Genomic DNA, 26,332 nt, shown 5'->3' with positions numbered 1-26,332 from the left:
CCCATCCAGGGCGCCGGCCGTCAACACACCACCAGCGCGCAACGCACGCCCGCAAACACCGCGACGCACGTTAGAAAGGGTCCCCTGCTATGCACTAGGCGATAGCAGGGGACCCTTCCTTACACCCACATCCGAGGATCAGGTGGCGCTGATGGTGCCGGTGAGCAGGAGGGCGAACACCAGCGTGCCGACCGCCACCCGGTAGAGCACGAAGACGTACAGGGTGTGGTGCGCGACGAAGCGCAGCAGCCAGGCGATGGCCGCGTACCCGACGACGAAGGCGATCAGCGTGGCGACCACCATCTGCGCCACGGTGGGCGCCGAGGTGCCCGGGGCCGCCGGTTCGAAGACGTCCCCGAGGCTGAAGATCCCGGACATCACCACCGCCGGGATGGCCAGCAGGAACGAGTAGCGGGCCGCCGTCTCCCGGGTCAGGTTGAGGAACAGACCGAAGGTCAGCGTCGCACCGGACCGGGACACCCCGGGGATCAGCGCCATCGCCTGGGCGAAGCCCATCACCACGCCGTCGCGCATCCGGAAGTCCTTCAACGTCCGGGTCTGCCGGCCCCAGTACTCGGCGAAGGCCAGCACGAAGGCGAACACGATCAGGGTGGTGGCCACCACCCACAGGTTTCGGGCGGTCTCCCGGATCTGGTCCTTGAACAGGAAACCGAGCGCCCCGATCGGGATCGAGCCGACGATGACGTACCAGCCCATCCGGTAGTCGAGGCTGGAGCGTACGGAGGAGTCCCAGATGCCGACCGTCCAGGTACGGCCGATGCGCCAGATGTCCTTGGCGAAGTAGAGCAGCACGGCCGCTTCGGTGCCGAGCTGGGTGACCGCAGTGAACGACGCCCCGGCGTCACGGTCGAAGAAGATCGCCGAGGTGATCCGCAGGTGCCCCGACGAGCTGACCGGAAGGAACTCGGTCAGGCCCTGGACGATACCCAGGACGATGGCTTCGATCCAGGTCACTCCCCGACTCCCGAGAGTTCCAGCGCCTCGGCGACGGTACGCAGGGTCTGCACCCCGCTGTCCCGGTCGCCGGCGAACAGGGTGATCGACAGGGTGGTGACGCCGGACTCGGCGTACTGGCGCATCCGCTCGGCGATCCGCTCCTTGGGGCCGAGCAGCGACGTCCGGTCGATGAACTCCAGCGGCACCGCTGCCGCCGCGTCGCGCTGCCGCTTGGCCAGGTAGAGGTCCTGCACCTCACGGGCGGCGTCGCCGTACCCCATCCGGGTGGCCAACTGGTTGTAGAAGTTCTGCTGCCGGCTGCCCATCCCGCCCACGTAGAGGGCGGCGTACCAGCGCACCAACTGCGCGCACGAGTCGACGTCGTCGCCGACCACGACGGGCACGGACGGCACCACGTCGAACCCGGCCAGCTCCTTGCCGACCTTGGCCCGGCCGGCGCGTACCGCCGAGAGCTGTTCCTCGGCGAACTCGGGGGCGTAGAAGACGGCCAGCCAGCCGTCGGCGATCTCGCCGGCCAGCTCCAGGTTCTTCGGACCGACCGCGGCGAGGTAGATCGGGATGTGCTCACGCGGCGGATGGAAACCGAGCCGCAGCGCCTTGCCGGGACCGTCGGGCAGCGGCAGCTGGTAGAACTCGCCGTCGTAGGCGACCTCCTTGCGGGCCACCGCCAGCTTCACGATGTCCACGTACTCCCGGGTGCGGGCCAGCGGCTTGCCGAACCGTACGCCGTGCCAGCCCTCGGAGACCTGCGGGCCGGAGACGCCCAGGCCGAGCCGGAACCGGCCGCCGGAGAGCGCGTCGAGGGTCGCCGCGGTCATCGCGGTCATCGCGGGCGTCCGGGCCGGGATCTGCATCACCGCGCTGCCGATGTCGATCCGCTCGGTCTGCCCGGCCATCCAGGAGAGCATGCTCGGCGAGTCGGAGCCGTACGCCTCCGCCGCCCACACCACCGAGTAGCCGAGTCGGTCCGCCTCCTGAGCCATGGCCAGATGATCCGCCGGCGTGCTCCAGGCTGTCTGGTATCCGAGGTTTAGCCCGAGTCGCACAGAGTCCTCCCCCATCCGCAGTCGCATCAGGTTACGCAATGCCGCCTAGCGCGACGATCACCGGCTCACCCGAATCGCCGTGCGTCTGGGCAGACTCGACGGGAGCGAGGATATCGGTTCGGCCCCCGTTCGAAATAAGGTTCACCCATGCAACAGCGACCGCTCGGCCGAAGCGGGCTGGCGGTTTCCCGGCTCGCGCTCGGCACCATGACCTGGGGCCGGGACACCGACGCCGACGACGCCGCTGCGCAACTGAAGAGCTACCTCGACGCGGGTGGCAACCTCATCGACACCGCCGACGTGTACGGCGACGGCGACGCCGAGTCGGTGATCGGCTCGCTGCTGGGCACGCTGGTGCCCCGCGACGACCTGCTCATCGCCACGAAGGCGGGGTTGCGCCCGGGTGGCGCCCGGCGTCGTGACGGCTCCCGGGGGCACCTGCTGCGCACGCTCGACGCCTCTCTGCGACGCCTGGGTACCGACCACGTCGACCTGTTCCAGGTGCACGGCTACGACCCGGACACCCCGCTGGAGGAGACCCTCGCGGCGCTGGACCACGCGGTCGCCAGCGGGCGGGTCCGCTACGTCGGCGTGTCGAACTTCTCCGGTTGGCAGACCGCCCGGGCGGCGGCCTGGCAGACGGCCTGGCCCGGACGCGCCCCGGTGGTCGCCGCGCAGGTGGAGTACTCCCTGCTGGAACGGGGTGTCGAGCGCGAGGTGCTGCCGGCCTGCGAGGCGCTCGGCCTGGGCGTGCTGCCCTGGTCGCCGCTGGGTCGGGGGGTGCTCACCGGCAAGTACCGGCACGGCCGTCCCGCCGACTCCCGGGCGGTGTCGCCCCATTTCGAGCGTTTCGTCGCCACCTACCTGGAGCCGCGCTGTTCCAGCATCGTGGAGGCGGTCGCCACCGCCGCCGGTGGCCTCGGGGTCTCCCCGCTGGAGGTGGCGCTGGCCTGGATCCGGGACCGGCCCGGCGTGACCGCGCCGATCCTCGGCGCGCGGACCTCCGGGCAACTGCTCGGCGCCCTCCAGGTGGAGCGGATGACCCTGCCCGAGGAGATCACCACGGCGCTGGACGACGTCTCGGCCCTGGAGGTCGGCTACCCCGAACGCGACGGGTGACCCGTCGAACTGCCCGGAGGGTGGCGCACGGCCGCCCGGAATGGGCAGCATAGGGCCTATGGACTACGAGTACGCGCCGCTGCGGTTACCGCCGAACGTCGACCGGTTGACCGCCGCCGCGCAACTGGCGATCCAGGCCGAGTACAGCGGGTGGGAGCTGGCCCGGGTGCGGCTGTTCCGCGACGGCACCCGCCAGGTGGTGCTGCGCCGCCGCCTGGCGAACGGCTCGCCGCAGCCCGGCCTGTCCTACTGACCGGCGGCGGCCAGGGCCCCACCCGGCGGTGGGTAGGTCTGTTGCTGCTGCGGCGACAACAGACCTACCCACCACCGACGGACACGTGGGGTCAGTGCACGTGGTCGTGCTCGTCGTCGAGCTCCATGAACGGGTGCTCGTCGAGTCGGCCGACCAGCCGGTCGTCGGCCGCCGGCTGGAACGGGCCCACCGGGTCGTCGTCGTCGAACGACTCCAGGTCGACCGGGGTGCCGACCTCGCTGACCATCACCACGCCGTCGAGCGGCTCCAGCTCCGGCACGTCGAGCGCGCCGAGCGAGCCGTCGCCGCTCTGCAGCAGCTCCAGCACCGCCTCGCCGACGCCCTCCACCGGCGGCACCTGGTCCTCGCCGGGTGCGCCCTCGCGACGGGCCGCCTCGGCCACCCGGATCAGCGCGGAGACGCTGGGTACGCGGTAGTCACGACGCTGGCGTACCGAGATCACCTGCGGGTGCGGGTCGGTCGGCTCCACGCCCTCGGCGCCACCGAAACGCTGGTCGGCCTCGTTCGGGTCGATCGACTCGACGTCCCACGGGGTCACCTCGCCGAAGGCGTCCATGAGTTGCTCGTCGTAGGCGTACGACGCGTTGTTCAACGCGACGTACGCCTGCCACACGTCGTCGTCGTCGATCCGGCCCTCGGCGGCGCGGACGGCGGCCAGGTGGTGGCGGGCCGCTTCGATCACGCGCTCGAGTGCGGCTTCCAGCTCACCGTGCTGGTCGGTCATGAGGCGTCCCTCTCACTTACTAACAGGTGCGCAGGAACCGGTCGAGAACCCGCACGCCGAACTGTAGTCCGTCCACCGGTACCCGCTCGTCGATGCCATGGAACAGCGCGGAGAAGTTCAGGTCGGCCGGCAGTCGCAGCGGCGCGAAGCCGAAACACCGTACGCCGATCTGTGCGAAAGCCTTCGCGTCCGTGCCGCCGGAGAGCATGTACGGCACCGGCCGGGCACCCGGGTCCTCGGCGATGAGCGCGGCGGACATCGCCTCGACCAGGTCCCCGTCGAAGGTGGTCTCCAGGGCGGGCTGGCGTTGCACGTACTCGATGGCGATGTCCGGGCCGACCAGCTCGCGCAGCTGCCGTTCCAGCAGCTCGGACTGGCCGGGCAGGCTGCGGCAGTCGATGGTGGCGCTGGCCCGGCCCGGGATCACGTTGTCCTTGTAGCCGGCGGCGAGCCGGGTCGGGTTGGCGGTGTTGCGGATGGTGGCGCCGATGATGTTGGCGATCGGGCCGAGCTTGGCGATGGCGGTCTCCGGGTCCTCCGGGTCCAGCTCGATGCCGAGCACCTCGGAGACCTCCTCCAGGAAGGCCCGAACGGTGTCGGTGACCACCACCGGGAAGCGGTGCCGGCCGATCCGGGCCACCGCCTCGGCCAGCGCGGTCACCGCGTTGTCGTCGTGCACCATCGAGCCGTGCCCGGGCCGCCCCTTGGCGTGCAGCCGCAGCCAGTCGATGCCCTTCTGCGCGGTCTCGATCAGATAGAGCCGCCGCGACTCGTCCACCGTGTACGAGAAGCCGCCGACCTCGCCGATGCCCTCGGTGCACCCGTCGAACAGCTCCCGGTGCCGGTTGACGAGGTAGTGCGCGCCGTACTCGCTGCCGGCCTCCTCGTCCGCGGTGTACGCGAGCACGATGTCGCGCGGCGGGCGGACGCCGGTGCGCTGCCAGTGGCGGACCACGGCGAGCACCATCGCGTCGAAGTCCTTCATGTCGATGGCGCCCCGGCCCCACAGGTAGCCGTCGCGCAGCTCGCCGGAGAACGGGTGCACCGACCACTCGTCGGCGTCGGCGGGCACCACGTCCAGGTGGCCGTGCACCAGCAGCGCGCCCCGGCTCGGGTCGGCGCCGGGGATCCGGGCGATCACGTTGGCCCGCCCGGGGGCGGACTCGTGGATCTCCGGGGTGATGCCGACCTCCGCGAGCTTCTCGGCGACGTACTCGGCGGCGAGTCGCTCTCCGACGCTGGTGGCGTTGTCGCCGGTGTTGGTGGTGTCGATGCGCAACAGGTCCCGGCAGAGGTCGACGACCTCGTCGGTCGGCGCGGGGAAGGCGGGGTGCGCGTCGCTCGTCATCGCCCCTTCATACCAGCAGGCCGTTTCGGCCCGGGTGAGTGCGGGTACTGCGCGCGCGTCCGAGTGCCATATCATCGTCGCTCCGCCTGCCCAGCCCGAGGAGGGACCGTGTCCGTCCACCTGCCGCCGCTGCCACCGTCGACCGGTGACGGTTACCAGCCCGCCGGGCAGAGCATCGCCGCCACCATCGCCGAGGAGCACCAGGAGCTGCTGAGCCTGGCCCGGCGACTGGTCGAACCCGGCCCGGACCCCGCGCACGGCCGGGAGATCCTGGTCGCGGCGCTGTCCCGGCACCTGGCGGCCGAGGAGCAGTGCCTGCTGCCCGCCATCCGGCAGGCGCTTCAGGACGCCGACCAGCCGGTCGCCGACGTGCTGGCCGGTGACGCCGCGCTGCTGATGGCGCTGCGAGGGCTGGACGACGCCCGGCTGCCCATGGTGGCCGACCTGCTCGGCGCGCACGTGACGGCGGTCGACGCCCTGGTGCAGCGGCTCTGCGCGGCGGCCACCGAGGAGGAGCTGATCCGGCTCGGCAACCGGCTGGAGATCGCCGAGGAGGCCGCGCCGACCCGCCCGCACCCGGGGATCCCGCACACGCCCCCGTGGAACCGGATCGTGGAGCCGGCGGTGGCGCTGGTGGACAAGTTCCGGGACGCGGTCACCGGCCGGCACACCCAACTGAGCGAGGTCGCGGAGCCGCCGCAACGCTGAGTGACCCGCGACATGTTCATGGTCGTTGATCCGTCCGGGCCCTTCCGCCGGATGCTCCGTGGCCCTACCGTCACGCTATGAATCTGGAGTTGCGGCACCTGCGGGTGGTCTGCGCCATCGCCGAGACAGGCAGCGTCACCAAGGCGGCCTCCACGCTCGGCCTGGCGCAGCCGGCGCTGACCGCCCAGCTCCAGCGCATCGAGCGGACCCTCGGCGGGCCGTTGTTCGAACGGGACCGGCGCGGCGCCCGACCGACCGCCCTCGGCGAGCTGGTGCTCGCCCGGGCACGGGTGCTGCTGCCGGCGATGAAGGGACTCCAGGACGAGGCGGCCCGGCTGGCCGGGGCCGGCGACGCCCCGCGCCGCTACCGCTTCGGCGGGGTGAACAGCCCGATCCTGGGCCGGCTGGTGCACCGGCTCGCCGCCGAGCAGCCACAGGCCCAGATCACCACGTACGCGTCCTGGTCGGTCGACGAACTGGCGCAACTGGTCGCCGGTGGACGGCTGGACTACGCGTTGACCGGGGTGTGCGGCGACTCCACCCCGTCGGCGGACTACGGGTTGAGCTGGCGGGAGGTGGCCGTCGACCCGGTGATGGTGCTGCTGCCCGAGACCCATCCGCTGGCCGGGCGCAGCGAGGTGGCGTTGGCCGAGCTGCGGCACGAGCAGTGGGTGGCGGCACCGGGTGACGGCTGCTTCGGCGACTGTTTCGCCGCCGCCTGCGCCCGGGCCGGCTTCACCCCGCGCAAGCTGTACGAGGCCGACGTGCGCGGCTGCATCGACCTGGTGGACGCCGGGGAGGCGGTGGCGTTGTGCCAGGCCACGTTCCGGCCGGTGGCGGGGCTGGTGACCCGACGGCTGGCCGGCAGCCCGCTGCGCTGGCGGCTGATGCTGGGCTGGCACCCGGAGTCGCCCGCCGCCCGGATGGCCGAGCTGGTGCTGGACACGGCGCTGGTGGCGTACACGGACGCGCTGGCGCCGCATCCGGCGTACCTGGCCTGGCTGCTCGGTAATCCGGCCTTCGGGGTACGCCGCCCGGCGGCGACGGCCGACCGGGGGCTGCGAAGCGCCTGACGACGGGTGCGAACCGGCCGACGGCGGGTATGCGGCGCGACATGACCGACCTCTATCCCGCCGCCGACGACCGTGAGGTGCTGCGCCGCGCCGCCGCCGCGCACACCGCCGCCGTCCGGGAGGTGGAAGCGTTCCTGCGCCGGGTGCCGGAGGTGCCCGACCCGGCGGACCTGGCCGAGTACGCCAACCTGATCACCCGGGAGGAGCAGACCCGCGCCGAGCGTCAGGCCGCCGGTGAGGCCGTCGGCCTGACCATCGGCAGCCTGGAGAGCGAGTAACGCTCGGCCGGTGTGAAAGGAGGGGTCCCCTGCTAACGCCTCCGGCATAGCAGGGGACCCTTCCTAACACCACGCGCACCCCGCGCCCGCCCGAACCGACGTCGGCGCACGACGAGGACGTCAGCGAGGACGTCAGCGTTCGACGAGGACGTCGTGGCCGAGGTCGAGCAGGGAGTGCCGCCACTCGTCGTCGGCGTTGCCCCGGCGCGGCTTCTCCGCGGTCAGTGAGCGGATCCGCTCCACCGCCTCCCGCATCACCTCGACGTCCTCGGGCGTCAGGTCCACCTTGCGCTTGCGCAGCACGGCGAGGATCTGTCGGCCCGGCTCGGGCAGGTTCAGGTCCGGGTCGGGGCCGAACGCCTCCTCGCCGGACCCCCGGGTCAGCAGCCACTGCCGTAGCTGCTCGGAGGGCACGTTGACCTCGGCGTGGAAGTCCTCCCAGAGCACCTCCACCTCGGGGTCGAGTCGCTGCTCGCGTGCCATCACGCCTCCTCTCCGGGCGGTGACCCGGCGTCGTCCGGGTGCCCCTCGTCGGTCTGCCCGCCCAGCCCCTCCGCCGGCACCTGCACCCGGGCCGGGTTGGCGGTCGGCGGCGCCAGGATCGGGTCGCTGCGTTCGTCGTCCCGGGCCTCGTCCGGTTCCGTCATCGCCTAGCCCTCTCCGATCGTCGGTGCCAGGCCGGTCAGCGGGGGTGGGTGGTGCTGGCCGTGGCGTGCCCACGCGCGCCGGCCGCCACGTCGAAGGCGAGCCGGCCGTCCCGGGCGTCCACGGTGACCTTCTGACCGGGCGAGAGCTGCTGCTCCAGCAGCATCCGGGACAGGTGGTTGTCCACCTCCCGCTGGATCACCCGACGCAGCGGCCGGGCGCCGAACTCGGGCTGGTAGCCGTGCTCGGCCAGCCAGTCCACCCCGGCCGTGGTGAAGTCCACCTCGATGTCCTGGGCGTGCAGCCGCCGCCGGGTCTCCTCCAACAGCAGGCCGGTGATCTGCCGCAACTGCTCGGCCTCCAGCCGCCGGAAGATGATCACCTCGTCGATGCGGTTGAGGAACTCCGGCCGGAAGTTCTCCTGGAGCCGACGCATCAGCCGCTCCCGCAGCTCGTCGCTCTCCTGTTCGCTGCCGGGCGCACCGGCGCCGAACCCGACCGCCCGCTGGCTGCCGGTGATCAGCTCCGAGCCCAGGTTGCTCGTCATGATCAGTACGGTGTTCTTGAAGTTCACCGTCCGCCCCTGGCTGTCGGTGAGCCGCCCGTCGTCGAGCACCTGCAACAGGATGTTGAAGACGTCGGGGTGGGCCTTCTCGATCTCGTCCAGCAGCACCACCGCGTACGGGCGGCGGCGCACCGCCTCGGTGAGCTGGCCGGCCTCCTCGTACCCGACGTAGCCGGGCGGGGCACCGACCAGCCGACTCACCGTGTGCCGTTCCTGGAACTCGCTCATGTCCACCCGCACCATCCGGTCGGCCTCGCCGAACAGCGCCTCGGCCAGGGCCCGGCCGAGTTCGGTCTTGCCCACGCCGGTGGGGCCGAGGAAGAGGAAGCTGCCCATCGGCCGGTTCGGGTCGGCCAGGCCGGTCCGGGAGCGGCGGACCGCCTCGGCGACCGCTCCGACCGCGTCGTCCTGCCCGACGACCTTCTCGTGCAGTTGGCCCTCCAGGCGCAGCAGCCGGTCCCGTTCCTCCTCGGTGAGCTGGCTGGCCGGGATGCCGGTGGCCCGGGAGACCACCTCGGCGATCTCGTCCGGCCCCACCTCGGGCACCTGGTTGTCGTTGCCGTCCTCACCCCGGGCGCGCTGCACCTGCCGTTCCAGCTCGGCGACCCGGTCGCGCAGCGTGGAGGCGCGCTCGTACTGCTCGTCGGCGACCGCCTGCTCCTTGTCCCGGCGTACCTCCTCGAGCTGCTGCTCCAGGTCGCGGACGTCGGCGGCGGGGGTACGGGTGCGCAACCGGACCCGGGCGCCGGCCTGGTCGATCAGGTCGATCGCCTTGTCGGGCAGGAAGCGGTCGGTGACGTACCGGTCGGACAGCTCGGCGGCGGTGACCAGCGCCTCGTCGGTGAACCGCACCTGGTGGTGGGCCTCGTAGCGGTCCCGCAGACCGCGCAGGATGGCCACGGTGTCCTCGACGGTCGGCTCCGGCACGAAGACCGGCTGGAACCGTCGGGCCAGCGCGGCGTCCTTCTCGATGCTGCGGCGGTACTCGTCCAGCGTGGTCGCGCCGATCACCCGCAACTCGCCCCGGGCCAGGGCGGGCTTGAGCATGTTCGACGCGTCCATGCCGCCCTCGCTGCCCGCGCCGCCCGCACCGACCAGGGTGTGGATCTCGTCCAGGAAGATGATCAGCTCGTCGCGGTGCGCCCGGATCTCGTCGATCACCTTCTTCAGGCGTTCCTCGAAGTCGCCCCGGTAGCGGGTACCGGCGACCAGCCCGGCCAGGTCGAGCTGGACGACCCGCTTGCCGAGCAGGGTCTGCGGCACGTCGCCGTCGCAGATCCGCTCGGCCAGGCCCTCCACGATCGCGGTCTTGCCGACGCCCGCCTCGCCGATCAGGACCGGGTTGTTCTTGGTCCGCCGGGACAGGATCTCCACCGCCTGCTCGATCTCGTCGGCGCGCCCGATCACCGGGTCGATCTGGTCGTTACGGGCCAGGTCGGTGAGGTCCTGGCCGTACTGGTCGAGGGTGGGGGTGCCCCGGTCCGGGCGCGGGTTGGTCATCGGTCCGCGTTCGGCGTTGGCGGCCTGCAACGACTCCGGTTGGATCCGGCCCGCGGCGAGCATCCGGCCGGCCGGCGACTCCGGGTTGAGCGGCAACGCCATCAGGATGTGCTCGGGGCCGATGTAGTTCGCCCCCATCGCCCGGGAGAGCTGGTGGGCGTCGAGGAGCGCCCGCTTCGCTGCCGGGGTGAGCGACAGGTTGGGCGGCACGTCGCCCTGCGGGGCGCCGTCGGCGCGTCCGCCCAGCGCGTTGAGCAGGGTGTCCGGGTCGGCGCCGGCCCGGCGTACCAGGTCCCGCAGTGGCTCGCGTTGCAGCGCCGCCCAGAGCAGATGGTCGGTGTCCAGGTCGCTGCTCTGCTTCTGGGCGGCTCGGCGTGCCGCGTCGGCCAGCATCTCGCGGGCGTCGGCGGTCATCAGCCGGGTGATGTCGACCCGGTGCGCGGGACGGCGTCCGCCCTCGCCCCGGCCGAAGTACCGCGCCAGGAACTCGTCCCACGGGTCGGAGCCGAAGTCGCCGGGTCCAATCATCTCTGTCCTCCGCGGTCAGCGCGAGACGGTCGGCACGGGCTACCCGGCCCCAGGCCGGACAAACGCCACGGGCGGGCACCAGCCGGGGCGGCACCCCGTCGGGCGTGCCGGAGGGCAGGGCGCCCGGGTGGATGGCAGGGTGGGCGGATGGAGTCGACGCCGCTGCTGATCGTGGACGCCGCCAACGTCGTCGGGTCCCGCCCGGACGGCTGGTGGCGGGACCGGGCCGGGGCCACCGCCCGACTGCGGGACACGCTGGTCCCGGTGGGCGGGCGCGGCGTACCGCCGGAGGTGTCCCCACCGGTCGAGGTGGTGCTGGTGGTGGAGGGCGCCGCGCGGGACGTACCCGGCGTCGACGGGGTCCGGGTGGTCGCGGCCGACGGGTCCGGCGACGACGCCGTGGTCGAGCTGGTGGCCACCGGCGGCGACCGGCGACGGGTGGTGGTCACCGCCGACCGGGCGCTGCGGGACCGGGTCACCGCGCTCGGTGCGGAGGTGTACGGTCCGCGCTGGCTGCGCGGCTGACCGGGCGGGCGCGGCCCGGGGCGGTCGCCCTGCGTGATCTTCCGACCCCGGGTCCCACGAATCGGACTCGCCGCGCCTGCGGTCGACAACCGGTCAGTAGGGCAGCAACACTGACAGGGTATGTTCGTCCCCCGACCGGCATAGGCTCTAATGGAGTCCTCCCCGCCCCCAGGAGGTTCCGCGTGGCGAGCGTCGCCGAGCTCAAGGCAGCCATCGATGTCGCGCTCCAGCAGATCGGTGACGGCCAGAGCGCCGTGCAGGCCGCCGGCGAGAAACTGGCCGAGGCGCAACAGACGTTGGCCGGCGCGTTGGAGGGCAGCGGCCACACCACCGTCGAGGCGGCCCAGGCGTCGTTGACGCAGGCCAGCCAGGAGTTGGAGGAGTGCCTCGCCGCGACGCTCGTCGCGGTCGAGCAGGCCCAGCAGTACGTCGCGACGCTGTAGGGGCGGGCGTGTCCATCGTCGAGGACGTCGGCGCACAGGTCCGGGCCGCCGCCGAGGATCTTCCCCTGGGTCTGCTCGGGCAGGCGCTGGAGAAGTTCGGGCTGGCCTCCGAGCGGCTGCGCTGGGTGCGGCAGGAGTCGGCCAACCCGTTGGGCGTGCCGGAGCTGTCCGCCGCCACCGAGCACGCCGAGACCGCCGGGTACGCGCTGCGCGTCGCCCAGGAGCAGCTCACCGCGTACCTGGCCGCGATCGGGCTGGCCCCCGACGGTGCCGCGCCGCCGCCGGTCGGTGACCAGGAGCGTCGCCCGGCCCACGACGCCCCCCGGGCCGTCGAGCCGGTGGCCGACGCGCCGGAGGCCCCCGGTGAGGTGCGGCTGCGCCGCTGGTGGTCGGTGCGGGTGGCGGAGCTGACCGGCGGCCGGGAGGGCCCGGCCGAGGAACCCGACGAGCGCATCACCGACTCGCAGGAGTTGCTACGCCGGGTGGTCCGCGGAGTCCGCTCCGGCGACCGCGACCGGCTGCACCGCGACCTGCGCGGCGCGCACGCCGACGTCGGTCTGGGGTTGGCCGCGGTGGCTCCGCCGATGCTGCGCGACCTCGCCGCCGAGCTGCTCGGCCACCCGCCGCGAAGCGACGACCTGTCCCGGCTGCGCCGCGAGCTGGACGGCCGGGTCCGGGACCTGCTCCCCGGGCTGCCCGCCCCGGTGCTGGACACGCTGCTGACCCGGGTCTGCCGGATGCCTCCGCCGCGCCGGAGCGAGGACGAACAGCCGCACGCCGCCGACCCGGCGGTCACCGCCGGGGTGCTCACCGGCGTCCTGCTCGACCGCCTCGGACGCGACCTGCCCGCCGACGACGGTGAAAGGAAGGGCCCCGTACTAACGCCTGAGGTAGTAAAGGGGTCCCCTGCTAACACCGGCAGCACGCCCCGCGCGAGCACGCCCCGCGCGAGCACGCCCCGCGCGAGCGCGAACGGCACCAGCGGGAACGGCACCAGCGGGAACGGCGGTCCGAAGCCGGGCACCGCCGCCGCAAGACCGTTCGGCGGATTCCGTCCGGGTCGACCGGGACACGGTGTCGATGGCTGACCGGCGCAGCCAGCTGGTCGCCCGGGTCCGGGAACTGCTCGCCGAGGCGCTCGGCGCGTCCCGTACCCGGTCCACCACGGCCCAGACGACGCTGGCCGCCGCCCGCGAGCGGGCGGTGCGGGTCCGTCGCGCCGCGGCCGGCGTACCGGAGCGGGTGGGCGCCGAACGGGACCGGCGGCTCGCCGAGATCGACGCCCGGCACACCTCGCGGCTGGCCACCCTGGCCCGGCGGGCCGCCGAGGCGGCGACCCGGGAGGCACCGGGCGCCGGATCGGCGGACTGGCCGGGGTGGCGCCCCACTCCGGCGACCCGTGGCGAGCCACCGGGCGCCACCCGGGTGGGCACCATCCGGCTGCCCGACGCCGAGCCGGTGCCGGCGCTGGTGTCGCTGCTCGACGGCGGACACGTCGCGCTCGACGGCGACCCGGAGGGCTGCGCCGCCGTGGTGTCGGCACTGCTGCTGCGCAGCCTCGGCCGGGCCGCGCCCGGCAACGTCCGGGTGGTCGGCTACGACCCGGACCAGCTCGGCGGCGGGCTCGCCGGGTTCGCCCCGCTGGGCACCGCCGGGCTGCTCACCTTCGTCGGCCCCGGTGGCCTGGGCCGGTTGCTGGACGACCTGGTGGAGCAGATCCGCCGGATCAACGAGACGGTGCTCGCCGGTGAGCACGCCTCGCTGCGGGAGCTGGCCGCCGCGACCGGCCGTCGGCCGGAGCCGTGGCGGGTGGCGGTGCTGCTCGGCGGCGACGAACTGTCCCGGCACGAACGCGGCCAGCTCGACCGGGTGGTACGCGCCGGGGTGGCCTGCGGCGTCCACCTGATCGTGCGCGGCGTGCCGCTGCCCGACGACGCGGCGCTGACCCGGATCGCGGTCACCGCCGACGGCGCCCGGGTCGGCACCCTGCCGGTACGCCTCGACCCGCCGCCGCCGGCCACCCTGGTCACCGAGACCTGCCGCCAGATCGCCTCGGTGGTCAGCGCCGGCCCGGCACCCACCCCCTTCACCGATCTGCTGCCGCCTCCGGAGCAGATGTGGCAGGAGGATTCGGCGACCGGGTTGACCGCGCCGATCGGCGAGGGCCCGCAGGGTCGACCGGTGCTGCTGACCCTCGGCGACTATCCGCCGCACGCGTTGATCGGTGGCCCGTCCGGCACCGGCAAGACCAACCTGATCTTCGCCTGGATCGGTGCGCTCGCCGCCCGCTACTCCCCCGCCGAGCTGGAGTTCTATCTGCTCGACTTCAAGGAGGGGGTGTCCTTCGCCCGGTTCGCCAAGGGGCGGCGGGACCCGAGCTGGCTGCCGCACATGCGGCTGGTCGGCATCAACGTCAACACCGACCGTGAGTTCGGCCTGGCGTTGCTGCGCTTCCTCGCCGAGGAGTTGCGCCGTCGCGCCGACGCGGCGAAGAAGCACGAGGTCACCAAGCTGGCCGAGCTGCGCGCGGTGGACCCGACCGGGCACTGGCCCCGGATCGTGGCGGTGGTCGACGAGTTCCAGATGCTGCTGGCGGGCCGGGACGCGGTGGCCCGGGAGGCGGCCGACCTGCTGGAGGACCTGGCCCGTCGGGGCCGCTCGCAGGGCATCCACCTGGTGCTGGCCTCGCAGGACGTACGCGGCATCGAGGCGCTGTGGGGCCGTCCGGCGCTGGTCGCCCAGTTCACCCTGCGCATCGCGCTGCCCAAGGCGCTGCGCATCCTCGCCGAACGCAACGACGCCGCGCAGTCGCTGCCGAAGTTCCACGCGGTGGTCAACGCCGAGTCGGGGCTGCCGGAAGGCAACGAGGTGGCCCGCATCCCGTCGGCCAGCGAGTGGGAGACCTGGAGCGAGTTGCAGCACCGACTGTGGCGGATGCGCCCGGCCGAGGCGGCACCGGCCCGTCTCTTCGACGGCGACGCGATCCCGAGGCTGGCCGAGGCGCCGGACTTCCGGGCGCTGACCCCGCCGGAGGTCGGTACGCCACGCGGCCCGGTCGCGCTGCTCGGCGAGATCATCGACGTGCAGGCCCGGTCGGCGGCGCTGCGGCTGCCCCGCGCCCCCGGTCGCAACCTGGCGGTGCTGGGTACCCGGATCGACGAGGCGTGTGCGGTGCTGGACGCGGCGGCCCGCTCGTTGGCCCGGCAGCATCGGCCCGGCACCGCCCGGTTCTCCATCGCCTGCCTGGACCCGGACGCCGACCCGGCGGCCAGGGCGCTCTACGAGGACCTCGCCGACGACGCGGCCTGGTACGACGAGGAAACGGTGGCCGAGCTGATGGCCGAGACCGCCGGGGGCATCGGTGGGCCGGGCAGCGGCGGCGCCCCGCACTATCTGCTGCTGTTCGCCGTCGACGCGGCGTCGGGCGCGCTCGCCGCCAAGGCCGGCAGGTCCACCGGGCTGGAGCACCTGCGAAGGATCCTGCACGACGGCCCGGAACGGCGTACCCACGTGCTGGCCTGGTGGCGGGGGGTGGCGCGGATGAAGGCCGACCTGGGTGGCACCGGCGCCCGCACCGACCAGATCGGCGCCTGGGTGGCCCTGGACACCCACGGCGGGGACCTGAGCGGGCCGTTGTACCCGGGCAGCGGCGGGCCGGACTGGTATCCCCGGCCGTGGCGGGGACTCTTCTTCGACCGGGCGGTGCACCGTACCGGGCAGACCATCATCCCCTACGGACCGGCCCGATGAACGAACCGGTGACCAGTGAGACCTACGCGGCCCAGCTCCGGCGACTCGCCGAGCTGACCGCCCGGGTACAGGAACAGCGTGCCGAGGCGAACGCCTGGTACGACCAGCAGTGCGCGGCGGCCGACCGGGCGGTGGCCGAGTCGGCCGACGAGGTCAACCGGGCCGAGCGGGAGCTGGCCGCGGCCCGCGAGTCGCAGGAGCTGGTGGACGCCGAGTCGGCGGTGCTGTGGCAGGAGCTGAACAGCCGCCTGGGCGGTGGCGGGCGGCGGGCGGGCACGCCACCGGCACCGGCCCTGGACGCCACCGGCGATCCGATGCCGCTGCTGGACACCGCGCGGGACCTGCTGCGCCGCACCCGCCAGCCGGGCGAGTTGCCGAACAGCGTGAACCCGCTGCTGGCGCTCTGCGGGGTGGTCGGCGGGGTGCTCGCGTACGCGCTGGGTGCGTCCGCCCGGGCGCTGGGCGGGCGTGCCGACGGTGAGCTGGCCGTGGGTCTGCCGGTGCTGGCGCTGGTGCTGTCGCTGCTCGGTCCGGTGATCGGGCTCGTACCGGCCCGCGTGATCGCCGACCGGCGGCACGCGGTGCTGAGCCCGCGTCCGGTGATCGTGGTGGTCGCCGCCGGCCTGGTCACCACGCTGCTCCTGCTGATCGTGACCTGAGTCGGCCGGCGGCCCGCGCCGTGACGGGACCCGGTGGCCCCGCCGCGTCGTGACCGGCCCGGGTGGTCACGACGTCGACGAGGCCCGGGGCGCGGCTCGGGGTGTGCGATCAGGCGGGGACCAGGACGGCCTCACGCAGCAGGCGGCGGGTCAGGGTGAGGCGGTCGGCGTCGTCGTCGAGGCCGGGCAGGTCACCGACCCGGACGGCCGTCCCGGCGAGCAGCACCCGCAGCGCCGGAGCGCACTGCGCGGGCAGCGTGACGGTGCGGTCGAACAGCCGCAGCACCACCTGCTCGCCGTGCTCGTCGAGCTGTCGACGCAGTCCGGGGCGGACGGTGACCCGGCTGTCGGCGTCCAACGCGGCGATCGCGGCGGCCTGCGCGAGCGGTCGCAGCGGCGCCGGACGCGACGCCGGCCAGGCGCGCTGCCGCAGTCGGGCCGCGACCTCGGTCGGGTCCGCCCGCAGCAACCAGTCGCGCAGCGCCTCCACGGTCTCGGTCAGCTCCGGCTCGATGGCGTCCGGGTCGGCCAGGTCGGTGCCGAACGGCAGGGTGGCCCGCAACCGTCGGTCCTCGGCGGCCAGCGCGAGCAACTCCTCGACCAGGGCGTACCGGGTCAGCGCGCGGATGCCGACGGTCAGGTGCAGGGAGCTTGCGTCCTGGGCCTGGGCGCTGTGCAGCCAGCCCCGGGGCAGATAGAGCGCGTCTCCTGGTTCGAGCACCACGTCGAGTGCGGGTTCACCCGCAGCGGTGGCGGTGACCTCGTCGGCCCGGCCGCCCCACTGCTGGCGTTCCAGCGGATCGGGCAGCACCGGCGGGTGGATGCGCCAGTGCTTGCGGCCGTCGACCTGGAGCACGAAGACGTCGTGGGTGTCGTAGTGGGTGGCGAAGCCCTGGTTGCCCGCCGGCGTCAGGTAGGCGTTGACCTGCATCGGCTGGCCGACGGCCAGGCTGAGGTCACGGGTGAAGTCGATCAGCGCCGGCCAGGTGCGGTGCAGGCCCTGCAGGACGAGGGTGGCCCCGTCGGCGTACAACCGCATGACCTTCTCGTCGAGGACCTGGTCGCCGATCTCGGCGCCGGCACCGCCGCCGCCGGTGTAGCGCGCCGCCGGCAGCACCTGGCCGTCCTTGGCCACCCGCAGGAAGGGGGTACGCAGACCGCGCCGACTGAGCAGCTCGTCGGCGTCGGCGGGGCTGAGCAGGTCGGTGAAGCCCGCCGGGTTGGGCAGCTCGGCGGCGCGGGACAGCAGCGGGGTCTGCCCCCAGTGTGCGGCGGCGAACTTGGCCGCCTCCACGCTGACGCACCGCGCCAACGCCGCCTCGGCGGTCGACGCCGATCCGCTGCCGGGTGCCGCCGCCTCGGCGACGCCGCGCGGGGCTGCGGTGTCGCGGGCCGCCGCTTCCAGGGGTACGGACGGGACCGCCGGGCGGCCGTGGCCGCCCGGCGGGTCGAGTCGCGTCATCGCCTATCGCGCGGCGCCGTCGGCGCCACCGTCGTGCTGGCCCGGGGTCGCGCCGCCGTCGGCCGGACCCTCGGCGCTGCCGTCCGCGCCACCGTCGTGCTGGCCCGGAGTGGCCCCGCCGTCGGCCGGACCCTCGGCGCTGCCGTCCGCGCCACCGTCGTGCTGGCCCGGGGTCGCCCCGCCGTCGGCCGGACCCTCGAGCCCGCCGCCGCTGCTGGTCTGCATGTCATCGTCGTTGAGTGGCATCGTGCTCCCTCGGATCAACCCGCCCCCGCCGTTGGTCGGGTGCGTCGTGCGGCGGGTGTTACCCCGCGCCCGATCTTCTCTAACCACACTGCACCCCACCGTAGACGCCGGAACCTGTCCACACGTGCCGTTCCTGGGTGCGGCGGGTGGCAGGATGGACGGACCCGACCGGATGGAGGTGCCGATGGACACGCCGCTGACCCCGGTGACCGAGGACTGGCAGCGCGCGCTGGCGATCGTGGCGCACCCGGACGACCTGGAGTTCGGTGCCGCCGCCGCGATCGCCCGCTGGACCGGTCAGGGCAAACAGGTGGTGTACTGCCTGGTGACCAGCGGCGAGGCGGGCATCGACGGGATGGCTCCGGAGCAGGCCCGCACGGTCCGCGAGCAGGAGCAGCGCGTCTCGGCAGAGCTGGTCGGCGTGGACGTCGTCGAGTTCCTCGGCCTGCCCGACGGGATCCTGGAATACGGCGTACCGCTGCGGCGGGAGCTGGCGGCCGTGGTGCGTCGGCACCGCCCGGAGATCGTCATCACGAACAACTTCCGGGAGACCTGGGACGGCGCGGTCACCCTCAACCAGGCCGACCACATCGCCGTGGGTCGGGCCACGCTGGACGCGGTCCGGGACGCCGGCAACCGGTGGATCTTCCCGGAGCAGTTGACCGACGGGATCGAGCCGTGGGGTGGCGTACGTCAGGTGTGGGCGGCCTCGTCGCCGCGCGCCGAGCACGGGGTGGACACCACCGAGACGTTCGCGCAGGGGGTGGCGTCGCTCCAGGCGCACGAGGCGTACCTGACCGGGTTGGGTGACGGCAGCTTCGACGCCGAGGAGTTCCTGGAGGGCGGCGCGCGGCCGGTGGGGAGCCGGTTGGGCGTGCGCTACGGCACCTCGTTCGAGGTGTTCCACTTCGACCTCTGGTAGCCGACCGGCCCGCTCCACGCGTGGTGGGGCGGGCCGGTGCTGCCGGTGTCCGGGTCAGGGCATGATCTGAGCGAGGTCGTCGGGCATGGTGTCCTTCACCTCGTCCCACTCGCCCTGCGTGATGTGCCGGCGAAGGGTGTCGAGCACCACCTGGACCACGCGCTCCGGGCCGCCCTGCACGTCGTACGGGAAGCCCTGGCGGACCTCGTACAGGAAGTCGTCCCGGTTCAGCTTGATCGGTACGTCGGAGGGCTGCCAGCCCTCGAAGTAGATGCCGCGCACCACCATCGGCAACTGGGCGGAGAACTCCACGCTCTCCTGCACCGGCATCCGGTCGCGCAGCAGGTGCAGCACCGTGCGCAGCGCCGCGTACGACTGGTTGCGCTGCGCCTTGGGCCACCCGTACGCCTGCTCGATGTCCTTGAGGATCAGGATGGTCTTGTCCATCGAGGACTCGACCGCCGACTCGAACCGCTCAGACATCAGTCCACCCCCGTAGGTCGGTCTCCCACCGTCGGTCGTCGTGCCGTCGCGGCGGCCCCACCGGGCCGCCCCGGGGCCGTACCGGGCTGCTCCCGGCTCGTGGCGCCCGCCGAGCCTGGCCGGACGCGCCGACGACCCGCAGCACCGCGCCCTGTCGCCGCCGCCGTACCACCTGAGCCGTCATCGCCCACCACCTCCGCGGTGTCGCCCAGACCAACGCCCAACACCCCCACCCTCCCCACCCCCCGGGTGACCCGCCCTCACCCCCACCGGATGACCCCACCCCGCCCCACCCGGCCCGGCCCGGCCCGGCCCGGCCCGGCCCGGCCCGGCCCCGGGCGAGTTGATCAAGGAGTTTGGGCGCTCATTCCGCACTCGCCAGGTCCCAAACTTCTTGATCAACCAGGCGGGGTGGGGTGGGCGGGGTTGGGTGGGCGGGGTTGGGTGGGGTGGGTGGGGTGGGGTGGGTCAGGGGGTGGGTCAGGGGGTGGTGAGGAGGGACTGGAGGTGTTGGGCGTTGGTCTGGGCGAAGTCGCGGTAGCAGTTGTTGAGGAGGACGTGGGTCTGCTGGGTGTCGGCGGCGAGGTCGCGCAGGCGGGGGGCCCAGTCGCGCAGTTCCCGGTCGGAGTAGCGGTAGCCGAACTTCTCGTGGATGTCCCGGCTGGTCCACTTGTCGCTGTGCCCGTGGAAGCGGACCACGGCCAGGTCGGCGGTGGCCGCGAGCACCGGCGGGACCGACGAGCGGTGGCCCTGCGGCATGTCCACGGCGACGTACGCCAGCTCGTGCGTCCGCAGGAAGTCCAGGGTCTCCTCGGCGTTGTCGCCGTCGAACCAGGAGGCGTGCCGGAACTCGAAGACCGGCCGCAGCGGCGCGCAGCGCCGGCTGACCTCCAGCAGGTACTGCTTGTTGTCCCGCCGGATGGTGAACCAGGGCGGGAACTGGAACAGCAGCGCACCGAGCTTGTCCGCCCGGACCAGCGGGTCGAGGGCGCTGAGGAAGCGGGTCCAGACCTCCTCGTACGCCTGCCGGGGCAGGTCGTCCGGATAGAGGTTGCGTTTGTCGGTGACCGGCCGCAGGTCCTTGTAGATCGCGCTGGGCCGGGTGGGATGGCCGGTCAGCAGGCTGAACGCCTTCACGTTGAAGGTGAAGCCGTCCGGGGTGCGCTCGGCCCACAGCCGGGCGGTGCGCTCGGCCGGCGGCGAATAGTACGTGGCGTCCACCTCGACCAGCGGGAACTGCCGGGCGTAGTAGGCCAGCCGCTTCTCCGGCGTGTCGGCGGTCTGCGGATACCAGCCGGAGTCCAACAGGGTCCGGTCGGTCCAGGAGGCGGTCCCCACCTTGATCTCGCCCATCGGTGGGGTCCCCGCCGCGTCCCGGACCGACCGGTCGCCGGCTCAGGCAGCCCGGCGCTCACGGGTCTGCTTGCAGGTCACGCAGGTGGTCGCCGACGGGAAGATCTCCAGCCGCTCCACCGGGATCGGCGAGGTGCAGCCCTCGCAGAAGCCGTACGTGCCCTCGGCGAGACGCGTCAGCGCGTGCTCGTACTGGGCCCGCCGGTCGAGGATGGTCCGCAGCAGTGACTGCGCGGTGTCCCGCTCGGCGGTCTTGGTGCCGCTGTCGGCCTGGTCGTCGCCGGCGGTGTCGCCCACCTCGACCAGCCGCAGCACGTGGCTCTGCTGCACCGCCTGCTCGTACTCCGCGGACAGCTCGTCGTGGCGGGCCTGCAGGGAGAGTCGGATCTGGTCGATCTCCGCCTGGGATCGGCCCGTGCCGACCGTGTCGTGGACGAGCATCGCTGCCTGCCTTTCCTGAGCCTCGTCAGTCATCGCGGGCGGAAGGCTCCCCACCCGGTCATACCGCCCAGGCGAGGACTCCCGGGCGCCGTGAGCCCCGCGAGTACCCCGCACGTCAGCAGGTCAAACCGAGAGGTCGTCGGATTCCACGATCGCGGGACGGCGCGGGTCGTCGGCCCGTACCACCAGATCGGCGAAGGCGGCGGGGGCGACCTCGTCGGCGTACCGGTCGAACGCGGGCAGCGTCCAGGCCAGGTCGGGGTCGGTACGGCGGCGCAGCGCGCCGGGCGAGAGTTCCAGGTGGACGACGACGTCGAAGGGCAGTCCGCCGCCGAGCAGGAAGGTGCCGCTGACCAGCACCACCCCGCCGGGCGGCAGGGTGACGTAGTCGGCGCGGCTGGCCCGGTCGGCCCCGGCGTCCCAGAGCGAGGGCAGCAGGCGGCCGGTGCCGTCCGGCCCGGCCGGGTCGAGCACCTCGCGGCGCAGGCCGGCCTCGTCGACCCAGCCCTCGTAGTAGGCGTCCGGATTGGTCCGTCCGCGCTCCAGGCGTACCGAGGCGGGGCGGAGGAAGTCCTCGGCCCGGACGTGCAGCACCGGGCGGCCGAGGGCGCGCAGCGGGTCGATCAGGGCGGTGGCCAGCTCGTCGGGGCGGGCGGCGGGAGCGCCGTCCAGGGCCACCCGCAGCCGTCGGGTCGGCGCGGCGGAGGCGAACCGTTCGGCCAGTTCGGCGACGAGCAGCTCGGGCGAGACCGGACGCACACGCATCCGACCATCGTGCCCGGTGGGGTCAGGCGGTGCGGTCGAGGGTGACGCGGGCGTCGTCGGCGAGCCGGTAGCCGACGCCGTAGACGGTGGTGACCAGGGGTACGTCCACACCGACCTTGCCGCGCAGCCGGCGTACGTGCACGTCCACGGTGCGGACCCCGGCGTGCTCGTAGCCCCAGACCGCGTTGAGCAGTTGGAGTCGGGTGAACACCCGGCGGGGGTGCGCGACCAGGTGCAGCAGCAGGTCGAACTCCAGCCGGGTCAACGGCAGCGGCTCGCCGTCGCGCAGCACCGAACGGGACGAGGCGAGGATGTGCAGGGTCGGGATGGTCGGGGCGATCTGCCGTGCGGGCGCGCGTCCGGCGGGGACGCTCTCGGTGCGCCGCTCCGGCACCACCGGTGGGCTGGCCACGATCGTCCCCTCGCCGCGTTCCAGCAGTTCCCGGGCGGCGTCGAGCAGCCGCCGGGCGGCCGGCGTCAACGACTCCTCGCAGACCAGCGGAATAGACAGCGTGACGGTGAGGACGGGTGTAGTGGAGTTGGCCGGACGTCGCTGACCGCCGGGCGGGCGACCGGGCACCGCGGGTTGGGACGTATGCCATCCGGCGCGCGACGATGCGGGGCTGACCGACATGGTCCTCCTTGGCTGGTCCGGGCTTTCCCCACGGCCCCGGGACGCCGCCTTGTCGATGCTTCCCGGCGCCCGTGCGAGGGTCAAGGGGCGGCCGCGTTGCATGAATGTGACAATTGACCGACACTTCGGAGCCGACCGCTCGCTCTGCGTACGAGGCCAGTTGATTACAGCAGAGTCGCAAAGTTGACCTGATGCGGGGGTGGCTGCCGGGTTTCGCGTTCCCCGATGGTGTGACGCGTCTCGACGCCACGAAAGGCGGGCCCACCACCGTCACGCGTACGGGACAGACCGGTGCGGCGCGTCCCGTGGCAGGACACGCCGCACCGATCGGTCGGGCTCACCGCTGGACGGTTACCCGGGCGTCGTCGGCGAGGCGGTACCCCACACCGTGGACGGTGGTCAGCAGCGGCGTGTCGACGCCGAGCTTGGCGCGCAGCCGGCGCACGTGCACGTCGACGGTGCGGGCCACCGCGTGGTCGTAGCCCCAGACCGAGTTGAGCAACTGCAGGCGGGTGAACACCCGGCGCGGCCGTTCGGCGAGGAAGAGCAGCAGGTCGTACTCGATGCGGGTCAGCGGGACGTCCCGGTCGCCCTGACGCACCCGGCGTGGCCCGGTGAGGATCTGCACGGTTCGCGGGTCCTCCACCGCGGTGGGCCGCTCGACGCCGTCGTCGCCCGACACCCGCCCCTCGCCCGACTCGGCGAGCTCGCTCAGCAACTCCAGCAGGCGGTTCAGGCGGGGGCTCGCGGCCGCCGAGGCGAGGTCGACGGTGATGGTCAGGGTCGGCCCGGTGCGCTGCCGCACCAGCCGAGCGCGGTTCGTACGGCCGGGCGGATGCTGGCGCGGGCTGATCGCGACGACGGACATGGTGGCCTCCTGGGACTACCGCCACGCCGGGTGGGCGTGGATGTTCAGTGGAACGCCCGGCCGGCGGTCGCCGGGGACGCGAGGGTGGACGGTCTGGTGGGCGGAGTGGGGCCGAGCACGGGCAGTCCGGCGATCCGCCAGGCGGCGAACCCGCCGATCACGTCGGTCGCCCGGTGCAGGCCGATGTCCTTCAGCGCGGCGGCGGCCAACGACGAGGTGTAGCCCTCCTGGCAGATCACGACCACCGGCACGTCGTACCCGACGGCCTGCGGCAGCCGGGCGGCGCAGCGGGGATCGAAACGCCACTCCAGCACGTTGCGCTCGACGATCAGCGAGCCCGGCACGGTGCCGTGCGCGGCGCGCTGGGCGGCCGGACGGATGTCGACCAGCAGCGCACCGGTCCGGTACGCCACGTGGGCCTGTTCGGGGTCGAGCCGGTCGAGTCGGGTGCGGGCGGCGGCCAGGATCTCGTCGATGCCCCGGGAGCCCGGGGGCGGCACCGACGCCGGACAGCGGGCGGCGACGGAACGGTTCTGCGACATCATCGGTTCCTTCCAAGGGGTACGCGGCCGGGTGCACCGTCGGGTGGCGACGCGGCGTGGGTGATCACCATGCCACGCCGGCCTCGGCCACCTCGGCGACGAGCAGCCGGCCCTGTGCGAGGCGATAGCGGGTCATCCGGCGCAGGGCCGGACGGTAGACGTGGACGCTGACCGCGGGGTCGGCGTGCCGGTTGGTCACCACGTGCACGTGCCGGGGCCCGAAGCGTCGGCCGGAGCCGGCGGCGAGCAGGTGCGGGCGCAGCCGCCCGCCGCTGACCGTCTCCTCGGTCAGGACACCCGCCGCGACCAGGAAGGCACCGGAGGAGCCGCCGTGGTCGTGCAGGTCGGTGCCCTGCCCGGGCAGCCAACTCAGCGCCCACACCTCGTGATGGGCGTCGGCGTCGAGTCGGGCGTACCACCGGGTGGTCGGGTCGAAGCGCAGCGGCACGGGCCAGCTCGCGGTGTCGGCGGCCCACCGCCGGGCGACGGCGAGCAGGTCCGGCTCGGTGACGGGCAGAGCAGACATGGGACCTCACGAACGGTCAGCGGTGCGGATACCGGACCAGTCTAGACGGCAAACCCTATAGGTTTAGTAGGTAATCCTACATGTTGGGAAGCGGATGCGGACCGCGCCGAGCGGCGCCGTGGCCGCACCTCTAACCTGTACCGGTGAGCGAGGAACTCGACGCCGAGACCCTGGAGTTCGCGCACCGGATGTTCGACCTGGCGCGCGACGGCGCGACCACCGAACTCGCCGGTTACGTCGACGCGGGGCTGCCGGTCAACCTGACCAACGAGCGGGGCGACAGCCTGCTGATCCTGGCGGCGTACCACGCCCACCCGGAGACCGTCGCCGCCCTGCTGGACCGCGGCGCCGACCACTCGCGTACCAACGACCGGGGTCAGACCGCCCTGGCCGCGGCGGTGTTCCGCAAGAACGGCCCGGCGGTCCGCGCGCTGCTCGACGCCGGCGCGGACCCGGACGACGGCAACCCGTCCGCCGTCCAGACGGCGCAGTTCTTCGACCTGCCGGAGATGCTCACGCTGCTGCGCCCGACCGCCTGAGCCGACGGGTCAGGTCGCCGGGCGGGTCGCCTCGACCAGGAAGCGCCGGGCGTACGCGACGAACGGGCCCTCGGCCTGGATGCGCGCGTGCAGGCGGGCCAGCGCCGGCCGGTGCGCCGCCACGGTGAAGCCGGGGACGGTCCAGACCACCTTGCGCAGGAACCAGACCACCGCGCCGATGTCGTGGAAGACCGTCCGCAGTGTCGCCTCGCGCAGGTCCACCACGGCCAGACCGGCCGCGCGGGCCTGCGCGACCGCCTGCTCCGGATGCCGGTACGCCGGTGGCGGCAACGGCCCGAGGACGGCCTCGCTGAGTTCGCGTACCGTCCCGGGCCCGATCTGCTGCGACAGGAACGTGCCGCCCGGTCGCAGCACCCGCGCCACCTCCGGCCAGTCGGTCCGCACCGGATGCCGGCTGACCACCAGGTCGAAGCTGCGGTCGGCGAAGGGCAGCGGCGCGTCCGGGGAGACCGCCACCACGGTCGCGCCGAGCGGACGCAGGTTCTCCCGGGCCACCGGCACGTTCGGTGGCCACGCCTCGGTCGCCACCAGCCGTCGGGGCGGACGCGGCACCTCGGCGAGCACCTCTCCCCCGCCGGTGTCGATGTCCAGCGCCGCGTCGACCGTCGCCATCCGCGCCGCCACCAGGCGGGCGTACCCCCAGGGTGGACGCTCCTCGGTGGCCCGCCCGGCCAGCCAGTCGAAGCCCCACCCCTCGACCGCGGCGGACTCGCCGTCGGCGACCAGTTCCTCGAAGTTCGCTGCGGTGGACATCATCGGGCCAGCGTCCTCGGAAGGCCGCCGGCCCGACAACCGGATTAGATGTAAGGAGGGGTCCCCTGCTAACGCCTGGTGCATAGCAGGGGACCCCTCCTTACATCTCAGTAGGGGCGGGGGCGGACCACCTCGACGGTGGGGGCGTCCACGCCGCGCAGGCCGTCGAAGCCGGGCGCCGCCGCGCCGGCGGACTCGAAGTGGCGCATCAGCCGCGAGCCGAGGTGCACGCCGACACCACCGATCGCCAGCGCGACCACCTCGACCACCAGCAGCGCGGGCGCCGCGCCCCGGTTCGGCGCGTCGGCCCGGACCAGGCAGGAGATCAGGAACAGCCCGGCCATGCCGGCGTTGACCAGGTTGAAGGTGATCGCGGTGCGGCGGACCCGGTCCGGCGGCACGTCCCACAGGTCGACCATCCCGGCGATCGCGGTCAACGCCGCCGCCACCAGCGCGGCCACCGCCGTCCAGTAGCCGACCTCACCGAGGAAGACCGGACCGCCGGCCACGTCGGCGAGGTCGAAGATGGTCGCGCAGACGAAGAGCCCGTACGGGAACGTCACCAGCATCGGTTGGATGGGGTGCCCCTGCACCCGCAGCCGGCTCTGCATCGA

The 26,332-nt window shown here is 73.4% G+C and carries 31 protein-coding genes; 12 read left to right on the top strand and 19 right to left on the bottom strand.

Annotated features, from left to right (window positions below; genetic code table 11):
• Positions 1 to 138: 138 nt before the first annotated feature.
• Complete coding sequence (locus ACIBO1_RS18240) at positions 139 to 975, bottom strand: undecaprenyl-diphosphate phosphatase (RefSeq protein ID WP_396747787.1); 837 nt, start codon at positions 973 to 975, stop codon at positions 139 to 141.
• Positions 972 to 2,024, bottom strand: coding sequence for an LLM class F420-dependent oxidoreductase (locus ACIBO1_RS18235; RefSeq protein ID WP_396747784.1), 1,053 nt, complete (start codon positions 2,022 to 2,024; stop codon positions 972 to 974). Before ACIBO1_RS18235 ends, ACIBO1_RS18240 begins: the two co-directional genes overlap by 4 nt.
• 147 nt (positions 2,025 to 2,171) lie before the next feature.
• Here ACIBO1_RS18235 and ACIBO1_RS18230 point away from each other — a divergent pair, with 147 nt between their 5' ends.
• On the top strand, positions 2,172 to 3,143 hold the full coding sequence (locus ACIBO1_RS18230; protein WP_350697385.1) for an aldo/keto reductase: 972 nt from the start codon (positions 2,172 to 2,174) through the stop codon (positions 3,141 to 3,143).
• 58 nt (positions 3,144 to 3,201) lie between these two features.
• Positions 3,202 to 3,396, top strand: coding sequence for a DUF5703 family protein (locus ACIBO1_RS18225; protein WP_396747781.1), 195 nt, complete (start codon positions 3,202 to 3,204; stop codon positions 3,394 to 3,396).
• Between the two features lie 91 nt (positions 3,397 to 3,487).
• On the opposite strand, the gene ACIBO1_RS18220 is transcribed toward ACIBO1_RS18225, so the two are convergent.
• Together ACIBO1_RS18220 and ACIBO1_RS18215 are read right to left on the bottom strand one after the other, a co-directional pair.
• On the bottom strand, positions 3,488 to 4,141 hold the full coding sequence (locus ACIBO1_RS18220) for a hypothetical protein (RefSeq protein WP_350697383.1): 654 nt from the start codon (positions 4,139 to 4,141) through the stop codon (positions 3,488 to 3,490).
• A gap of 19 nt (positions 4,142 to 4,160) precedes the next feature.
• Positions 4,161 to 5,489: a M20/M25/M40 family metallo-hydrolase gene (locus ACIBO1_RS18215; RefSeq protein WP_396747778.1), complete on the bottom strand. Its 1,329-nt coding sequence runs from the start codon at positions 5,487 to 5,489 to the stop codon at positions 4,161 to 4,163.
• Between the two features lie 108 nt (positions 5,490 to 5,597).
• Here ACIBO1_RS18215 and ACIBO1_RS18210 point away from each other — a divergent pair, with 108 nt between their 5' ends.
• From ACIBO1_RS18210 to ACIBO1_RS18200, 3 genes are all read left to right on the top strand, one after another.
• Positions 5,598 to 6,197, top strand: coding sequence for a hemerythrin domain-containing protein (locus ACIBO1_RS18210; RefSeq protein WP_396747775.1), 600 nt, complete (start codon positions 5,598 to 5,600; stop codon positions 6,195 to 6,197).
• 77 nt (positions 6,198 to 6,274) lie between these two features.
• A complete protein-coding gene (locus ACIBO1_RS18205) occupies positions 6,275 to 7,270 on the top strand; it encodes a LysR family transcriptional regulator (protein WP_396747772.1) in 996 nt (331 codons plus the stop codon).
• A gap of 41 nt (positions 7,271 to 7,311) precedes the next feature.
• Positions 7,312 to 7,548, top strand: coding sequence for a hypothetical protein (locus ACIBO1_RS18200; RefSeq protein WP_131053341.1), 237 nt, complete (start codon positions 7,312 to 7,314; stop codon positions 7,546 to 7,548).
• A gap of 132 nt (positions 7,549 to 7,680) precedes the next feature.
• On the opposite strand, the gene ACIBO1_RS18195 is transcribed toward ACIBO1_RS18200, so the two are convergent.
• From ACIBO1_RS18195 to ACIBO1_RS18185, 3 genes are read right to left on the bottom strand one after another with little or no spacing between them, the layout of a single operon-like run.
• Positions 7,681 to 8,031 (bottom strand): DUF3140 domain-containing protein, encoded by a 351-nt coding sequence (locus ACIBO1_RS18195; protein ID WP_396747769.1) that lies wholly within the window; start codon positions 8,029 to 8,031, stop codon positions 7,681 to 7,683.
• Positions 8,031 to 8,195 (bottom strand): hypothetical protein, encoded by a 165-nt coding sequence (locus ACIBO1_RS18190; RefSeq protein WP_350697378.1) that lies wholly within the window; start codon positions 8,193 to 8,195, stop codon positions 8,031 to 8,033. The genes ACIBO1_RS18195 and ACIBO1_RS18190 overlap by 1 nt, the downstream gene beginning before the upstream one ends.
• 35 nt (positions 8,196 to 8,230) lie before the next feature.
• Positions 8,231 to 10,786 (bottom strand): ATP-dependent Clp protease ATP-binding subunit, encoded by a 2,556-nt coding sequence (locus ACIBO1_RS18185; RefSeq protein WP_396747766.1) that lies wholly within the window; start codon positions 10,784 to 10,786, stop codon positions 8,231 to 8,233.
• A gap of 147 nt (positions 10,787 to 10,933) precedes the next feature.
• Here ACIBO1_RS18185 and ACIBO1_RS18180 point away from each other — a divergent pair, with 147 nt between their 5' ends.
• The 5 genes from ACIBO1_RS18180 to ACIBO1_RS18160 all read left to right on the top strand — a co-directional run bounded on the left by ACIBO1_RS18180 (position 10,934) and on the right by ACIBO1_RS18160 (position 16,163).
• Complete coding sequence (locus ACIBO1_RS18180) at positions 10,934 to 11,311, top strand: hypothetical protein (protein ID WP_396747763.1); 378 nt, start codon at positions 10,934 to 10,936, stop codon at positions 11,309 to 11,311.
• Positions 11,312 to 11,493: 182 nt separating this feature from the next.
• Positions 11,494 to 11,754 (top strand): hypothetical protein, encoded by a 261-nt coding sequence (locus ACIBO1_RS18175; protein ID WP_131053345.1) that lies wholly within the window; start codon positions 11,494 to 11,496, stop codon positions 11,752 to 11,754.
• An 8-nt stretch (positions 11,755 to 11,762) separates the two neighbouring features.
• Complete coding sequence (locus ACIBO1_RS18170) at positions 11,763 to 12,842, top strand: hypothetical protein (protein WP_396747760.1); 1,080 nt, start codon at positions 11,763 to 11,765, stop codon at positions 12,840 to 12,842.
• On the top strand, positions 12,835 to 15,504 hold the full coding sequence (locus ACIBO1_RS18165; RefSeq protein ID WP_396747757.1) for an FtsK/SpoIIIE domain-containing protein: 2,670 nt from the start codon (positions 12,835 to 12,837) through the stop codon (positions 15,502 to 15,504). Before ACIBO1_RS18170 ends, ACIBO1_RS18165 begins: the two co-directional genes overlap by 8 nt.
• Positions 15,501 to 16,163 carry a hypothetical protein gene (locus ACIBO1_RS18160; protein ID WP_396747754.1) on the top strand — a complete coding sequence of 221 codons (663 nt, stop codon included), beginning with the start codon at positions 15,501 to 15,503 and terminating at the stop codon, positions 16,161 to 16,163. The genes ACIBO1_RS18165 and ACIBO1_RS18160 overlap by 4 nt, the downstream gene beginning before the upstream one ends.
• 109 nt (positions 16,164 to 16,272) lie before the next feature.
• Here ACIBO1_RS18160 and ACIBO1_RS18155 read toward each other — a convergent pair whose 3' ends face one another.
• Together ACIBO1_RS18155 and ACIBO1_RS18150 are read right to left on the bottom strand one after the other, a co-directional pair.
• Positions 16,273 to 17,625 (bottom strand): cupin domain-containing protein, encoded by a 1,353-nt coding sequence (locus tag ACIBO1_RS18155; RefSeq protein WP_396747751.1) that lies wholly within the window; start codon positions 17,623 to 17,625, stop codon positions 16,273 to 16,275.
• 3 nt (positions 17,626 to 17,628) lie between these two features.
• On the bottom strand, positions 17,629 to 17,871 hold the full coding sequence (locus ACIBO1_RS18150; protein WP_396747748.1) for a hypothetical protein: 243 nt from the start codon (positions 17,869 to 17,871) through the stop codon (positions 17,629 to 17,631).
• A 154-nt stretch (positions 17,872 to 18,025) separates the two neighbouring features.
• On the opposite strand from ACIBO1_RS18150, the gene ACIBO1_RS18145 reads away from it, so the two are divergent.
• Positions 18,026 to 18,793: a PIG-L deacetylase family protein gene (locus ACIBO1_RS18145; RefSeq protein WP_396747745.1), complete on the top strand. Its 768-nt coding sequence runs from the start codon at positions 18,026 to 18,028 to the stop codon at positions 18,791 to 18,793.
• A 54-nt stretch (positions 18,794 to 18,847) separates the two neighbouring features.
• Here the strand turns inward: ACIBO1_RS18145 and ACIBO1_RS18140 are convergent, their stop codons facing one another.
• From ACIBO1_RS18140 to ACIBO1_RS18105, 8 genes are all read right to left on the bottom strand, one after another.
• The gene (locus ACIBO1_RS18140) at positions 18,848 to 19,276 is read right to left on the bottom strand and encodes a DUF2267 domain-containing protein (RefSeq protein WP_396747742.1); all 429 of its coding nucleotides are present in this window, start codon (positions 19,274 to 19,276) and stop codon (positions 18,848 to 18,850) included.
• 480 nt (positions 19,277 to 19,756) lie between these two features.
• Positions 19,757 to 20,629: a DUF72 domain-containing protein gene (locus ACIBO1_RS18135; RefSeq protein WP_396747739.1), complete on the bottom strand. Its 873-nt coding sequence runs from the start codon at positions 20,627 to 20,629 to the stop codon at positions 19,757 to 19,759.
• Positions 20,630 to 20,671: 42 nt separating this feature from the next.
• Positions 20,672 to 21,070 carry a TraR/DksA C4-type zinc finger protein gene (locus ACIBO1_RS18130; protein ID WP_350697400.1) on the bottom strand — a complete coding sequence of 133 codons (399 nt, stop codon included), beginning with the start codon at positions 21,068 to 21,070 and terminating at the stop codon, positions 20,672 to 20,674.
• A 123-nt stretch (positions 21,071 to 21,193) separates the two neighbouring features.
• The gene (locus ACIBO1_RS18125) at positions 21,194 to 21,835 is read right to left on the bottom strand and encodes a uridine kinase (RefSeq protein ID WP_396747736.1); all 642 of its coding nucleotides are present in this window, start codon (positions 21,833 to 21,835) and stop codon (positions 21,194 to 21,196) included.
• Positions 21,836 to 21,857: 22 nt separating this feature from the next.
• The gene (locus tag ACIBO1_RS18120) at positions 21,858 to 22,469 is read right to left on the bottom strand and encodes a winged helix-turn-helix domain-containing protein (protein WP_396747733.1); all 612 of its coding nucleotides are present in this window, start codon (positions 22,467 to 22,469) and stop codon (positions 21,858 to 21,860) included.
• A 337-nt stretch (positions 22,470 to 22,806) separates the two neighbouring features.
• Complete coding sequence (locus tag ACIBO1_RS18115; protein WP_396747818.1) at positions 22,807 to 23,250, bottom strand: winged helix-turn-helix domain-containing protein; 444 nt, start codon at positions 23,248 to 23,250, stop codon at positions 22,807 to 22,809.
• A gap of 131 nt (positions 23,251 to 23,381) precedes the next feature.
• Positions 23,382 to 23,879 (bottom strand): rhodanese-like domain-containing protein, encoded by a 498-nt coding sequence (locus ACIBO1_RS18110; RefSeq protein WP_396747730.1) that lies wholly within the window; start codon positions 23,877 to 23,879, stop codon positions 23,382 to 23,384.
• Positions 23,880 to 23,943: 64 nt separating this feature from the next.
• On the bottom strand, positions 23,944 to 24,405 hold the full coding sequence (locus tag ACIBO1_RS18105; RefSeq protein ID WP_396747727.1) for a cysteine dioxygenase: 462 nt from the start codon (positions 24,403 to 24,405) through the stop codon (positions 23,944 to 23,946).
• Positions 24,406 to 24,548: 143 nt separating this feature from the next.
• Between ACIBO1_RS18105 and ACIBO1_RS18100 the strand changes: the two genes are divergently transcribed.
• Entirely contained in the window at positions 24,549 to 24,944 is a 396-nt protein-coding gene (locus ACIBO1_RS18100) for an ankyrin repeat domain-containing protein (protein WP_396747724.1), read from the top strand.
• A gap of 9 nt (positions 24,945 to 24,953) precedes the next feature.
• Here the strand turns inward: ACIBO1_RS18100 and ACIBO1_RS18095 are convergent, their stop codons facing one another.
• Both ACIBO1_RS18095 and ACIBO1_RS18090 read right to left on the bottom strand, forming a co-directional pair.
• On the bottom strand, positions 24,954 to 25,718 hold the full coding sequence (locus tag ACIBO1_RS18095; protein WP_396747816.1) for a class I SAM-dependent methyltransferase: 765 nt from the start codon (positions 25,716 to 25,718) through the stop codon (positions 24,954 to 24,956).
• Positions 25,719 to 25,825: 107 nt separating this feature from the next.
• The gene (locus tag ACIBO1_RS18090; RefSeq protein WP_396747721.1) at positions 25,826 to 26,329 is read right to left on the bottom strand and encodes a DUF2231 domain-containing protein; all 504 of its coding nucleotides are present in this window, start codon (positions 26,327 to 26,329) and stop codon (positions 25,826 to 25,828) included.
• Positions 26,330 to 26,332 lie beyond the last annotated feature (3 nt).

It is taken from the genome of Micromonospora sp. NPDC049903, assembly GCF_044460945.1.
Lineage (GTDB): Bacteria > Actinomycetota > Actinomycetes > Mycobacteriales > Micromonosporaceae > Micromonospora.
This window is presented reverse-complemented; position numbering and strand designations above follow the sequence as displayed.